13 protein-coding genes are annotated in these 14,761 nt (G+C 48.1%); all 13 read right to left on the bottom strand.

Features of this window, described 5'->3' with window-relative positions; translation table 11 throughout:
• Positions 1–128: 128 nt before the first annotated feature.
• A complete protein-coding gene (locus AC1DE7_RS17190) occupies positions 129–1,415 on the bottom strand; it encodes an opine metallophore biosynthesis dehydrogenase (RefSeq protein ID WP_477534860.1) in 1,287 nt (428 codons plus the stop codon).
• A 66-nt stretch (positions 1,416–1,481) separates the two neighbouring features.
• Positions 1,482–2,276: an SAM-dependent methyltransferase gene (locus AC1DE7_RS17185; protein WP_477534859.1), complete on the bottom strand. Its 795-nt coding sequence runs from the start codon at positions 2,274–2,276 to the stop codon at positions 1,482–1,484.
• Between the two features lie 43 nt (positions 2,277–2,319).
• Positions 2,320–3,180, bottom strand: coding sequence for a histidine racemase CntK family protein (locus AC1DE7_RS17180; RefSeq protein ID WP_477534858.1), 861 nt, complete (start codon positions 3,178–3,180; stop codon positions 2,320–2,322).
• Positions 3,181–3,512: 332 nt separating this feature from the next.
• Positions 3,513–4,739 (bottom strand): amidohydrolase, encoded by a 1,227-nt coding sequence (locus tag AC1DE7_RS17175; protein ID WP_477534857.1) that lies wholly within the window; start codon positions 4,737–4,739, stop codon positions 3,513–3,515.
• Positions 4,740–4,789: 50 nt separating this feature from the next.
• Positions 4,790–5,851: an LLM class flavin-dependent oxidoreductase gene (locus AC1DE7_RS17170; protein WP_477534856.1), complete on the bottom strand. Its 1,062-nt coding sequence runs from the start codon at positions 5,849–5,851 to the stop codon at positions 4,790–4,792.
• A 54-nt stretch (positions 5,852–5,905) separates the two neighbouring features.
• Positions 5,906–6,778 carry a LysR family transcriptional regulator gene (locus AC1DE7_RS17165; RefSeq protein ID WP_036673424.1) on the bottom strand — a complete coding sequence of 291 codons (873 nt, stop codon included), beginning with the start codon at positions 6,776–6,778 and terminating at the stop codon, positions 5,906–5,908.
• Positions 6,779–6,847: 69 nt separating this feature from the next.
• Positions 6,848–7,396 (bottom strand): NADPH-dependent FMN reductase, encoded by a 549-nt coding sequence (ssuE, locus tag AC1DE7_RS17160; protein WP_340984319.1) that lies wholly within the window; start codon positions 7,394–7,396, stop codon positions 6,848–6,850.
• A 123-nt stretch (positions 7,397–7,519) separates the two neighbouring features.
• On the bottom strand, positions 7,520–8,437 hold the full coding sequence (locus AC1DE7_RS17155) for an ABC transporter permease (RefSeq protein ID WP_143781287.1): 918 nt from the start codon (positions 8,435–8,437) through the stop codon (positions 7,520–7,522).
• A 60-nt stretch (positions 8,438–8,497) separates the two neighbouring features.
• Complete coding sequence (locus AC1DE7_RS17150) at positions 8,498–9,430, bottom strand: ABC transporter permease (RefSeq protein WP_076253262.1); 933 nt, start codon at positions 9,428–9,430, stop codon at positions 8,498–8,500.
• 261 nt (positions 9,431–9,691) lie between these two features.
• On the bottom strand, positions 9,692–11,335 hold the full coding sequence (locus AC1DE7_RS17145) for an ABC transporter substrate-binding protein (RefSeq protein ID WP_340984317.1): 1,644 nt from the start codon (positions 11,333–11,335) through the stop codon (positions 9,692–9,694).
• 170 nt (positions 11,336–11,505) lie between these two features.
• On the bottom strand, positions 11,506–12,849 hold the full coding sequence (locus AC1DE7_RS17140) for an LLM class flavin-dependent oxidoreductase (protein WP_477534855.1): 1,344 nt from the start codon (positions 12,847–12,849) through the stop codon (positions 11,506–11,508).
• 323 nt (positions 12,850–13,172) lie between these two features.
• Positions 13,173–13,451: a glutaredoxin family protein gene (locus AC1DE7_RS17135; RefSeq protein ID WP_036605813.1), complete on the bottom strand. Its 279-nt coding sequence runs from the start codon at positions 13,449–13,451 to the stop codon at positions 13,173–13,175.
• Between the two features lie 217 nt (positions 13,452–13,668).
• Positions 13,669–14,622, bottom strand: coding sequence for an aminoglycoside phosphotransferase family protein (locus AC1DE7_RS17130; protein WP_477534854.1), 954 nt, complete (start codon positions 14,620–14,622; stop codon positions 13,669–13,671).
• Between the last annotated feature and the right edge of the window lie 139 nt (positions 14,623–14,761).

Here is a 14,761-nt window from a genome sequence, read left to right as displayed (position 1 = left end):
AGCTTTCTTTCAGAAAGCTTTTAGGCGACCGCTTCGCTTCTTCAGATTGGTTCTGCACTCTCCGTTATGATGTAAACATCAGGTTCAACTTGATTAATTTGAGATGTAATTAACCCTATTACTCAAAGTCAAAGTCCAGTGCAGATCATGCGGATATCCTCTTCAAAGGATTGGATTGAAAAGGCGCTGGACAAGCGCTGATCCGGGTGTGCGTCAGCCACTTCCTGAAGCTTCGCTTCATATCTGGCGATAAATTGATCAATGGTTGGACAGCTCACATCGAGATGTCCGGCTATGCCCTGAATGATTTTGATGCGGTAGTAATCTTCCTTGGGCATACGGGGGATGTCCAGTTCCCCTTCGCGGTTCATGAACGTTTGACGGAATGGGACTGCTGAAAAGTCGAAATATTTCCCTTCCGAATCGGGTTCCGAGAATGGGTCAATCAATAATGAGGTGTACCGTATGTATAATAAATACTCTTGATGAATGACCTGCAGCTGATTGAAATTCTCGATATCCTGGCGTGATATACTCTCTAATCGAACCGGATAGTTGTCATCCGTCATGAACTGAAGCAGGTTGACTCCCTGAATATCAAGTTGGTTCGTAATATTCATAATCTCCTGCCACTGTGCCCGCATTTCCCGTATTAAAACTTGTGTAATCGGACCTTCAGGATACATCTTGTATACGTATTTCTGAGTATCTGGAGCTCCGAAGATGGATTCTAATGAGAAGTCATTCATGAACAAGGGTGGATGTACGTACAACGAGATATTTCTCGTTTCCGCCTCCAGTGGGGATCGCATCACTTCCAGCGCAACACCCAAACGCTCATAACCTTGGCGTAGCTTACTAACCTGTTCAGACGGGTAACGAGTGGAACCGATATAAACCTTTTTCTTGACCCCTGTAGTAATCACATGATTCGACGGATGCTCGTGCATCCAACGAGTATCTCCGAGGTAGGTAGAGAAACTGATCACTTCCGGCGCTGCATTCCGCTCTCTCATATAATGGATTACCAGTCGATTGGACCCAAACGTTGGAGAAATCAAAATAATACATTCCAGTTGTTTGATGAATTCATCATTCATTTGTTCCAGTACATCGATATACGCATCGGTGGTAACCGCCAAAATGAGTGTATCCCATTTACCATCAATGGTGTCATATCCCTTGAACACATGATCAACGTAACACTCACCTGCGAGCGATTGATGTTTCTCATTTTGAATGCTGACCTGAATACGCCCATTGCTCTGTTCGAGGGCTGCGAATACGGACGCTGAACGAACCGATTGTCTCCCCGTAATGCCTATACAGCAGTTGAGATGATCTTTGAGCGTTACCGCAAGCTGAATGGATGCAGGTCCGGTTCCGAGTATCAGAATTCGCTGAAGATTGCTCATATAAGCCTCCTTAATTCAATGTTCAATCTGTAATCCATTTGGACACACTTGGATGCACTTGCATACCTATGCTTTTTGATACAACGCAATATCAAACACATCATCCGAGCGCAGGATCGTATCCACCAGCTTCCATTTGCTGCTGTCCGTCTCTCTCATAGGATAATTGAACAAGGACTTCAACTGATCACCGTATCTCATGGCTACAACCACCTGTGCATTCGTCAGGGCATGCAGTTGATCAAGCAGCTCATATTTAGGGGCCACCGTAGAGCTGAAAATGATATGGGTTGCTTCCCTGGTATAATCCAGATCCTCAAGCAATGTTGACTCCAAACGAATCTCCAAGTCCGTTCCCAGTGTCTCCACCACCTTCTGTCCGAGTCTAATGGATTCTTCATCAATATCGATCCCGACGACCTGTGCACCTGTTCGCCTGGCGATGAGTAATGGTGTCATAGGGAAGGAACCCGAGCCTACCAACAACACTTTCGAATCGAAGGTGACATGGAAGCTGCCGAATTCTTTATCGATGCACTCTTCTATGTTTTTGAAATAATCGGCAATCTGCACATCCCCACTCTCTAACTTTAATGCACGATATTTCTCCATGATCGCTACACACTGGGCGGATTTATTTCTTAACTCCCACACAAGCGAATCCAGTTCTTCCAGCTCCGAATGCTCCAACTGTTCCCAGGCTGCCTTATTGTCCTGATCGGTCACAAAGCGGGAGTAGTCATTGATCACAGCCTCCAGCTCTGCACTATGCTGAATCGTATGATCATACTTGCTCGCGAGCTTATCGAATTTCTCTGCAAATTCACTCAAACATGTCTGAAAATGGACCAATGTGATCATTTCTTTTCCCCCTATACGTTGTCTCGATCATGTATCATGTACCTCATGCGTTTACAACGCTCCATTCTGCTGGAGCATCTATGAAGGCTTTGCCCTGAGCCACGATGCCAACAGATCCCTCAATCGTAATACTCCCAAGTTCTGCGCCATTCCACTGGGCTACCACTTTGATCGCACCACCAGGCTGCTTGATGTACTGCGTAATCTGCCTCTGCTGGCTCCATGCGAGATACGCTCCGACGGAGGCCGTACCCGAACCACACCCTCTCTCCCAGATCAGACTATCCAGCTCCGGAACATAGATGAGTGGGGCCATTTCTTCCAAGTGTGATTGATATAACAAGATACCGATCAGCTTATCTCCCAGGGTTAATCCCAGTAATCTTGCAAGGGTCTGTGCCCTCTTCTTCATCGTATCGTCAAAGTCATCAACTTCGATCACGATATGGATGAACTCAGCGTACCGGATGATCACCATATCGAGCTCGATGCCTTCGTATCGGATTGTTCGTTGTTCGATCTGCTTTGGTATCGGCATGGTTACCTCACAGTCATATTCGTTCTGCTGCTTCTTCACATGGCACATGATCAATTGATCGGTTCCGGAAACCTCCAGCATGATGTCCATAGACTCCTGATGTGCCAGTCCTGCTTCAGATGCGTGGTGTGCTGCAAGTGCCATACAGGCATTGCCACAGAACTCTCCTCCGGCCATTTCCAGACGGGCAGCAGCTTCCGGTCTCCTCGTTGGTTCAATGAATCCCACTTGTTCAGCGTAAACGTTATCATACGACATTAGACGAGTTGCAATATGATTGTATTTCTCGGCTGCATGATCCGTTTTAACCAGAATCGTCATGTTTTGGGTGGGACTGAACTTGATAAAATCGATCTCCTGTTTCATCGCAGCGACTACTCCTGTTCTTCTTTTTATCTAATAGTAATTATTACGATTAAAAGGTCGAGAAAAATATAGCACATCTTTTTGGGGAGCGTCAACAAATATTTCCATTTAAAAAAATAAAATTTCATAATACCTTTAGCTGCACCTCCTGTAAGAAAACCCAAACAGAGCTGACGCTTCTGCGCCAGCCCTAGCCATAATTACACCATCTGATAAGATTCAACGAATCGTCGTTCCTACCTCGCTCTCACTAAAAAAGGGAATACGAAAAACGGTTGCCGTCGAACGGAACCGTTTCGATCTGGATATGATCCAGTGATTCACTGTACTCATCACTCTTGATGTGCTTGCACATTGTGCAGTGCTCTCTCAGCCAGTGCAGCCAGAAGATGTGCTCCCAGCGACAGAGCCCGTTCATCCACATCAAAGCCAGGGTGATGCCACTCATGCGGGCCAGAGGTGCCCAGGAAGAGGAACAGGCCGGGAACTTCTTTTTGATAAAAAGAGAAGTCCTCTCCTGCCGGAGAAGGCAGCGGTCTGATGCTATTCAGCCCAATCTGACTTGCAACTTGCTCCGCCGCAGATGCCAGAGCTTCATCGTTGACCACGGCAGGTGGTCCCTGAATCCAACGGACCGTAGCCCGTGTGCCATAGGCTGCCGCCACACCGGCGACTACCTGATTGAAACGTTCGCGAATCCGTGCACGCACTTTCTCATCAAAGGTACGCACTGTGCCATCGAGGATCGCTTCATCCGGAATAACGTTCCAGGCTGTGCCGCTGTGGAGCTTGGTGACACTGATTACAGCACTCTCCTGTGCTCCCACATTGCGACTCACAATGGCCTGTAATGCCGTAACAATATGTGCGGCAACCACAATTGGATCAATGCCGGCTTCAGGCACAGCTGCATGGGTGCCTACACCTTCCACTTTGACAACAAAACCGTCTGCTGCTGCCATCAATGCGCCTTCTCGAATGCCCACCGTACCTACCTGGAGATCAGGCTTGTTATGCAAACCAAATACGGCCCGAACATCGGATAATGCGCCGCTCTGGATCACTTGCCGAGCACCCGTTGCTTTTTCCTCCGATGGCTGGAATATCAACCGTACTTTTCCCGGTAGAATGGACTCGCGCTGTTTCAGTAATCGTGCAGCACCAATCAGAATTGCCGTGTGCGCGTCATGTCCGCAAGCGTGCATCTTTCCATCTACTTGGGAGGCAAATTCCAGCTTTGTCTCTTCCTGAATGGGCAGCGCATCAATGTCCGCTCTTAAGGCAACAACAGGACCGTCCCCTTGACCCACTTCAGCGACAAGCCCTGTCCGCAACACATATTCGTCTGCAATACGGACACCTTCCTCTTCCAGCCAACCTCGGATGGCAACTGTCGTCTCCTTTTCCTCGCCGGACAATTCCGGGTTACGATGCAGATGTCGTCGAATGGTGATTATACGTTCCGCAAATTCTTCCGCCCGTTCACCATGAAGTTCATGCTCGGGGCCCTGTACTTGTTGCTCAGAATGCTGCTTGGGCTGTTCCAGATCACTTTTCATCACATGGCCTCCCATTCGTATATATTCACTGTTATATTAACTGCCTAATTCTATCCGATTGCAGCTTCCTGTTCCTTGGATTCCAGTGCAAATTCACTCAGTCCCTGCTCTGCCAGAATCTCACGCAACAATTCGAATGAACGAATTCGCTTGGTAAAGTCCCGTGTAGCTGTAGTCACAATGAACTCTTCCACAGCAAACTCCTGCTGGAACTTCAGCAGCGCCTGACCTACGCTTTCCTTCGTACCTCGGGTTACACTTGGCTCCAAAATTTCGATCCGATAGGTTTCGTTTGATTGACGGCCGAATTCTTCCGCCTGTTCCACAGAACCGACCGTCAGCACCTTCCCACTCTCCAGATGGATCTTCACCAGCATATGCTCGCTTGCAAGTCCTTCCGCTTCTTCCTCACTTTCGGCCACAATTAACGATATGGCTAGTGCAGCGTAGGGCTCCCGTCCCTGGGAACGATCAAATTGTTCACGATATACACGGATCGCTTGAAGCGCTACCTCTATATTACTGTTAATGAACAGTGAAAAGACATATGGGAGTCCCAGTTCCGCAGCCATGCCTGCACTATCGACACTTGCTCCAAGTACGTACAGCTCCGCTGGAATGTCCGACACTGGCGAAGCGCTGAGACCTGCAAGTGGATGCGACTGATCTTCAAGCGGCTCATTGTGGATGTATCGTTTCACCTGAACAATTTTCTCTTGAAGAGATGCCACTTCCTGAATACCTTCCTGCAACGCCTGTGTCGAACGGGGTAACCCACCTGGTGCACGACCAATTCCCAAATCAACTCTTCCTGGTCCAAGCGCTGCGAGGATATTGAAATTCTCGGCGACTTTGTATGGGCTGTAATGCTGGAGCATTACTCCACCAGACCCCAGCCGAATCCGCTTTGTATGCGCAAGCAAGTGGGAGATGAGTACCTCTGGGGAGGAACCTGCAACATGCCCTGAATCATGGTGCTCCGACACCCAGAATCGATGGAATCCAAGCTGCTCTGCCCGCTGTGCCAGCTCAATCGTATGCCGAAAAGCATCCACCGCCGTTTCCCCTTCATAGATGGGAGTCTGATCCAAAATGCCAACACGAATACTCATATCCTTCTCCTCCTTGATTGTGCTGAACCACTGTTCTTGAATCTTACAAACAATCTATAACTTCCGCAGCAGTTCCCCGAAGGGCTCTGCCAATGGCGAATATTCTTCTTTTAAAGTAACGACGCTGATCTGCAACGATACACCTGCTACCTCATGTACCTGAATGGGGAACAGCTCCTGATTCTGCACTTCCTTCTTCACCGTGAGTCCCGGGAGAAAGGCAATGCCTGCCCCTTGCATAACCAGTTTCTTCGCCGTCTCCGAATTATCGACATGGTATGTAATATTCGGCGGATGTTCCAGCGAGTCGAAAGCCCGGTGAATGCGAAGCCAGTCCAGTGAACCACATTCAAAAAAGACCAGTTGCTCATTCCGGATAGCTTCCATGCTGACATGCCCGCTCTCAATGAATGGATGCCCTTTGTACACATAGAGCTGGATCGGATCTTCATAAAAAGCAACCGTACGGATCGCAGGATGCATGACCTTGCGGACAAAAGCAAGATCGATCTCCTGACCAAGCAGTTTGGCAATCAGCTGATCCGTCGTTGCGGTCGTCAATTTGATATTAATTTCGGGGTAAGCTTCCTTGATCTTGGGTAAAAAATCGGGAATGACATAGTTGGATACCGATACTGTACTACCAAGTCGAAGAGCATCCGGTGTTGATCGCCGTTGCTGAATCTTCTGCTTGCCCTTCTGAATCACTTGCAGCACTTGCTGCGCATATGGCAGGAATTTCCGACCTTCATCTGTCAGCACAATTTGTTTGCCAAGCCGATCAAACAACTTGCAGCCCAGCTCCCTTTCCAGTGACTGAATGCGAGCTGTGACCGAAGGTTGGGACAAGAAGAGTACTTCGGCAGCCTTATTGAAGCTTCCATAATGATTGATATATACAAATGCTTCAATATTCTCGATATTCATGAGCGCCTCCGTATCCACGTCCTCAGACGTTTGATCTTATATTGATTTATCCAATACACTTACTTGGTTTTATGATATCGTAATCCCATCCTTTTCCAGTGTCAATATCAATTCATCCAGCGAGCGATCCAAACGTGTAGTCACATCTGCCGAGAGTACAAATTTTCCATCATCCAATCGCTCAATTCCCTGATCCACAGCATACACGCCACCCAAGATATGTCTTCCACCAAGGGCTGCCAGAACAGGTTTCAATGCATAATCAATGGCGAGCAGATGAGCTATAGAGCCACCGATAACGAGCGGAAGTGTCAACTTGCCCCGCAACCCTTCTTGCGGAATCAGATCCAGGAACAGCTTGAGCACTCCCGAGTACGATGCCTTGTATACCGGTGTAGCCACAATAACTGCATCCGCCGCTTCCACGACAGCGAGTGCATCACGAATGAATGAGCTGTCAAACCGGGCTTGCACCAGATCCTCAGCGGGCAGGTCCACAACATGAATGACTTCAACAGTGATGCCTGCCTCCGTTAATTTTTGGTTGCTGTAATCCGTCAGACCTGTCAAACGCGAACGTTTGGAAGGTGATCCGGCAATAATGACAACATGTGACATGAATATCTCCTCCTCAAGCGTAAACGGCTGTCGCCGTCCTTTGGTGGCACAGCTACCGTTTCGCAGTGAAATATAAAAATGGATAGGGTGAAACTTATAAATTCTTATATTTTGGAATAGCGGTCAAGCCGCTCCTTTTACTTTGGGGTCCAGCCGATCGCGAATATCGTCTCCAATCAGATTAACCGCCAGTACAAACAACGTGATCGCCAGACCCGGGAACGTACAGATCCACCAGGCAACCGTCAGATAACCTCTACCTTGTGAGAGCAATGCGCCCCAATCCGGTATTTCCTTCAACACCCCAAGTCCCAGAAAACTGAGTCCGGAGCCCGTCAGGATTGATGTCCCTACGCCCAGCGTAGCCATGACCAGCAAGGGTGACAACGAATGTGGCAGTACATGTTTCCAAAAAATACGGGTATTGGAACCGCCCAGTGAACGTGTCGCTGTAATGAAAGGCAGACCTTTAACTGATATGACCTGCCCACGCATCACCCGTGCGTAGCCCGGAATGGAGGAAACCGCAACAGCCAGTGCAATGTTCATCAGTCCTGGCCCAAGAGCAGCTGCAACAGACAATGCAAGGAGCACGCCGGGTACAGCCATCAGAATATCGACAGCCCGCATCGTGACAGTATCAACAATTCCTCCGGCATAACCGGAGATAATACCAAGCGCACTACCGACAATACCGCCCACTAGAACGGAAGCAAATCCAATGAGCAGCGAATCCCTGCTTCCATGCACAACCACACTGAAGATATCCCTGCCAAAGTAGTCCGTCCCGAACAGATGCGTAGCAGAAGGAGCCTGCAGTATGGCATCCGTCATCATCTGAGTTGGATCATAGGGCGCAATCCAGCCCGGTACAATCGCACATGCCACGGTAAACACCACCACCAGCAATGCTGCATAAAAGAATAATCGGGATACCGCGAATGAGACGCGATAACGCCAAGGGCGGCGATTCCACAGATGGATACGTCCTACACTGCCGGCCCATGCTTTTTTGTCACCAGCCAAAGGTTTCATGCTCATGAGCAACAACTCCTCCTTTCATACTCCGTGTCAGGACACTTCTGACTGTTCTATCCGATATCATGTTCGGACTGCACGCCGAACCCGGGGATCAATGTACGAATACGAGATATCCACCAGCAGGTTCAAGACCACATAGATAATGGATGTAAAGAAAACAACGCCTTGCACCACTGGCAGATCCTTGGCCATTAGCGCATCCGCAATAATTCGGCCGATCCCCTGTCTGGAGAAGACGGTCTCCACCACAACGGTTCCCGCAAGCAGATCACCGATCAGCATGCCGATTACCGTTACAGCAGGAATAAGCGCATTACGCAGTGCATGGCTATACATGATTGCACGCTCCGAAAGTCCTTTGGCCCGTAATGCCACGATAAACGGTTCATTGATGACTTCCAGCATGCTGTTCCGCACCATCCGTACGATAAACCCTGCACCCACGAGACCCAGCGTAGCTGCCGGAAGAACCAGTGAGCTGAATCCGTCGGAACCCATCGCCGGGAACCAGCCAAGCTGTACTGAAAATAAAAGGATGAGCAGAATCCCCGTCCAGAAGGTTGGCATGGAGATGCCAAACAGTCCAACGAGCCGGGCGACAAAATCAATCACGCCATTGCGATGAATTGCAGACAATACACCAAGTGTAATCCCAATCGTGATGGCAATGATTGAGCTGAGTGCGGTCAAAGCCAGTGTGGCTGGAAAATGTTCCAGTATTTTTGGCAGAACTGGATCGGAATTGATCATTGATTTACCGAAATCCCCACGCAGCATATCACCGAAATAGTTCGCAAACTGGATGTAAAACGGTTGATCCAGTCCAAGCTGAACCCGCAGATTTTCGATCATCTCCGGGGTAGCCGAGGATGGGTCCAGCATGAGCAGAACCGGATCACCCGGCAGAAGATACATGATGCAGTACACCAGCACCGAAGCTCCGAAAATAACCAGAAGCGATGTTGCAAGTCGTGACAGTATCGTTTGAACCATACCGGGATATCTCCTTCCTCAATCTGGATTGGCCGTTCCTATAGTGCGTGTTCAAAAAGACCAGTTTTCAGTACCGAGAAGATGGAATGAAGCTAGAAATGGAGTAGCGGAGCGTAGGAAACTACGTGAGCAACTGAAATGTTTCCGAAGGAAACATCCTTCGTAAGCCCCCCGCTTATTTCGGCTGAATTTCATATTCGATGCTGATCATGCCATTAGGCATGACTCGTAATCAAAAGTGGACTTTTTGAACAACCTCTGTTAGGGCTGAATGCGGACGTCGTTAAAGAGTGGATAACCCAATGAATCAAACTTGATGCCTTCGACCTTTTTGGATGCAGCGACGGTATACGGGAATACATAGATCGGCAGAATTACCGCTTGCTCAATCAGGTATTGCTGGATTTGATTGTAGATCTGAACACGTTTATCAGGATCCGTCTCGACCGCTCCCTGCTCTAACAGTTCATCGATCTTTGGATCAGACAAACCGGACAATGTGGGACGCTCGCCCTCTGCACTCGTATGGTAGAAAGCGTACAAGGCATTTGGATCAGAATTGACCTGACTGTTGCCATAGAGATCATAATCCCAGTTCTGATAGATGACCGTTGCTACGTCTTTTGTAATTTCCACTTCAACCGCAATGCCAACCTGTTTCAACTGTTGCTGGATAATGGCGGCAATGTCATTGCGTTTCTCCCGATTGGGCGAACCATCGACATACCGCAGGGTCAGTTTCTGGCCGTCTTTGGCACGAATTCCATCAGCGCCTTTCACCCAGCCTTGTTCATCGAGCAGTTGATTGGCTTTGTTGATGTCCGGGTTGATGCTTCCTTCCAGCGATGCATCATAACCCAGGATTCCAGGAGACAGTGCGGACCACGCACGTTCGTAGTTACCCAGATACAATGTTTTGACAATCGATTCCACATCTACAGCGGATTGTATTGCCTGCCTTACTTTCACATCATCCCAAGGCGCTTTGCGCAGATTGAAAAAGAGTGTGTACGGCAGTCCAACCGTATTGGCCTGTAACAATTGCTGGTTCGGATCGTTTTTTAATGCAGCGATATTTTGCGGTGGAACCGTCTCGGCAGCGAGTACCTGACTACTCTGTACACTTCCGATACGCGTTGCTTCTTCCGGTACAATCTTGAATGTGATCGTATCCACATGGGGCGCGGCTTTATTTTCAACCGTCTCAGGTCCCCAGTTGTAATCCTTGTTTTTGGCAACGACGATATCCGCATTTTCATCCCATTTTACAAAGGTATACGGACCTGTGCCCACCGGATTTTTACCTAGCTGGTCACCATATTTTTGGGCAGCTGTTGGGGATACGATCCCCAGAAGTGCCTGGCTCAAGTTACCGAGAAAGGCTTGCGCTGGTGATTCCAGATTTACCTTGATCGTATATTCATCAATGACTTCGGAGGAGCTATACGGTCTAATCAGGGCCAGAGAATTGGCAGCTTTGGTGGCCGGGTCGATCACCCGGTCCAGATTGTATTTCACGGCTTCCGCATTAAACGGTGTACCATCATGGAACTTCACACCTTCACGCAGCTTGAATGTATAACTCTTGCCGTCCTCGGATACGCTCCATTCCGTGGCAAGCCAAGGTTTGATGGAACCATCAGGCAGCTGCACGACCAGATTGTCGTAGATCGTCCGGATGGCGCGTACCGTTACGGCAAGCCCACTGCGATGAGGGTCAAGCGTATCCGGTGAAGTGGCGAGTGCAAAAGTCAGGTTGCCTCCTTCAGCTTGCCCGGCCTGCCCCCCACCTGATGCCTGTGCCGTACTGTTCGTGCTGCCTCCCGCCGCTCCGCAACCGGATAATACCATCACCAATACTGTTGCCAATGCCATATATTTCATCCATGAGATAGACCTGTTCATATCGCTTCCCCCTCTGTGTATACAGGTGTCATTAAATTGATGTTTATACCAATACTCTATATATCCTATGAGTTAAGTCGGTTTTAATATAGTACGAAACGTAGTAATTACTTTATTACCGTTTGGAGAACACAACAGACAAAATCAAATGCTCGTTCGCTCCCTATCCGTTATGCCAAATCAGATACAACTTGCTTCTTCGCAGCCATATAACGGTTAACCGGAATCTGTACCCCAAGGTTACCTCGCAATGTATCGTGTTCATAGTCCGTACGATACAGGCCGCGTTCTTGCAGAATAGGCACAACGAGTTCCACGAAATCAGACAATCCACTCGGCAGTTCCGAAGCAATAATGAAACCATCCGCTGCTTCCGTCTCAAACCATTCCTGAATCTTGTCAGCAACCTGCTCCGGTGTGCCCAGGAATTTGCTGCGTGGTGTTGCTGCCCGCAGAGCCACTTCACGCAAGGTCAATCCTTGCTCTTTGGCATCCTTCTTGATCTTGTCAGTTCCACTGCGGAAGCTGTTGCTTCCAATGCCATTCAGCTCCGGGAACGGTTCATCCAGCGGATATTGGGAAAAATCATGGTGTTCGAAGAAACGTCCCAGATAATCCAGCGCTTTATCAATGGTAACCAGGCTCGCGATCTCCTGATACTTCTGTTCAGCTTCCTCTTCGGTCTGTCCAACAATGGGATTGATGCCTGGCAGAATAACAATATCCTGTGCAGAACGTCCATAGGAAGCCGCCCGTGTTTTCACATCCTTATAAAATGCCTGTGCATCTTCAATCGTATCGTGTCCGGTAAAGACAGCATCCGCTTCTTGCGCCGCCAGCGTTTTGCCATCTTCCGATGAACCTGCCTGGAAAATCACCGGCTGTCCTTGCCGTGAACGGGCAATATTGAGCGGACCTTGTACGGAGAAAAACTCTCCTTCATGATTAAGCGTGTGCAGCTTGGATGGATCGAAGAATACACCGCTCTCTTTGTCTCTCACAAAGGCATCATCTTCCCAAGAGTCCCACAACCCTTTGGTTACCTGTAAATATTCCGCGGCAATGCGATAACGTTCCGGATGCGAAGGGTGACTGCTCTTGCTATAGTTCTTCGCTGTACCTTCCAGCGGAGAAGTCACGACGTTCCAGCCTGCACGGCCATCACTGATCTGATCGAGGGAACCGAACTGTCTGGCTACGGTGAACGGATCACTATAGGATGTCGAGAGGGTGCCTACCAGTCCAATATGTGAAGTAACGGCAGCCAAAGCGGAGAGGATACTGATTGGTTCGAAGCGATTGAGGAAATGCGGAATGGATTTCTCGGTAATATACAGACCGTCTGCGATAAAGACCAGATCGAACTTGCCTTCCTCCGCTTTCAGTGCCTGACGTTTGTAGAATCCAAAGTTAACGCTGGCATCCGATAGAACCTCCGGGTGTCTCCATGTGGTGTTGCTTCCTCCAACCCCATGAATAATGGCTCCAAATTTCAAACTGCGTTTCGCTGTCATATGCACTCCGCCTTCCTTGGATTAGAATCTTCAAAAGAATGATCAAGGGCCAACTGAACTGATTACGTATGCAAAATAACTTAAAAGTTAACTATTCCTATGAGTTTGGTTTGTTTTAATTTCACAAATCTTATCACTGCCCCGTAAAAGGGTCAACAGCGTGACTAATAGATTTTTTCTATATGAACATTGAAGATGTAAATAAGACCATTTACATCCCAAGAGAGCTATAACTTATTGAACGTTCCGGCTACTGTACAAATGCGATCTTGCATCATGCAGCAACCGGAACGGCTTGCTCCAAAGGTATATATCAACTCCCGTTAGACTGCTGCCGCTTCGTCCGCTCGTGCCAGAAGTTCAGCCAGCTTCTCCAGATCAGGTTCCAGCAAGGCTTCAAACTTGCCGTCCCCTCCCACTTCAATAACGGGTACATGCCGAATGCCATATTTTGCTTCAAGCACATCACGCAGCACGTCATTGCCCTGCACTTCAATGTTCTCAAAAGGCTGGTTTCGCTCTGTCAAAAATGCTTTCACTTCCCCGCAGAAATGACAGCCTGTTTTGCTCCACAGCACGACTTTTTTGGTTGATGATGACATCGACATACCTCCTGATTGTTTTTAAGATCAAGATCTGGGCGATTAACTATGAACGACCTAGACCTTCAATTCCCATCTGTTAAATAAGAATTATGGCTCTAAATGTACTCCCGTACCCTTCCTGCGTCAATGGATCTGCTAATAGAATAAACCTATAACCAAATAGAAAGATTAAATTATAAATTTGGAAGATAGCTTATTTTACAGGAATGAATCGCTATTGGCCCCTCCTAACCTGGTTAAAAGCTTGTTTTGCTAAATCAGTGTAGAACTCGATCTGATCCGGACTTCGATCTATAGCCCACCTCAGGGTATCAAAAGCTTTCAATAACAACATATGGCTCGCTTGATTCAGTTCGCGCTCTTGCTCTTGTGTACTTGTCCCATATCCTTCTAAAAACGCTTTCAATCCTTCCTTATCAGGGCCCTCACCCCGTAGCTGGCATTGCATGAGTTGAATGATATCGCCATACGGTACGACGGTGACCTCCGCATTCCCCCAATCCAGAAGGGTAATCTCACCCGTTGAACTTACGATTGTATTCTTCAAGGAGAGATCACCATGGCATAAACCAAAGCGGAACTTTTGCAATTTCAATTGTTCGAACCATTGCCTTACGAGCTGTGATTCCTTCATCGTAATGACACCAAGCTCAATCAATGAATCTTGCTCCGTGAGACTATTGATATTGTATTGCACATATCCTTGCCAACTGCCATCTGATCCTGCATGAGGGGGAGAGTAAAATTCGTTTTGTACGTGATCGTGCATTTCCCTTCCAAAACCATTCACCGGGATGGATTGAAACTGTTTTGTGTACTCTCCAAGTTTCCTCCAGATCACGGACGTGGGCACTGTTGTGTCCAACCCGTTGTCCCCTTCCACATACTTTTGAATCATATAGGCATGTTCAGCGTTGACCCCAACGGACAATGTCTCTGGCCCAGGAATACTGGCACTCGCCGCTTGTTCGATGCACCATTTTTCTTTCACAAAGGTAGAATATGTATCTGGATCGTTCATGCGTACAACCACTTTATGACTTGCTGTCTCCACCAAGCAGACCTGATTAACAAAGCCTTTACCGATGATATGATGTGAGCATTTTACTGGTTCCAGCAGAAACTCACTGGCAATCTGTTCGGCTTGTCTGACTACAGAATTCTTCATCCCGCATCCTCCCTCAATCTCTATACTTTAAGTGATCTATATAAGTTGAACTAATCATTTATACGATAACGGAGAGGACAGAAAAAACCTGAAAAAGCGTAGCGTTCGCCTTTATCCCCGGATTTTCCCTTGAGAAAGG

Source organism: Paenibacillus sp. 10L310 (genome assembly GCF_056395745.1).
This window is presented reverse-complemented; position numbering and strand designations above follow the sequence as displayed.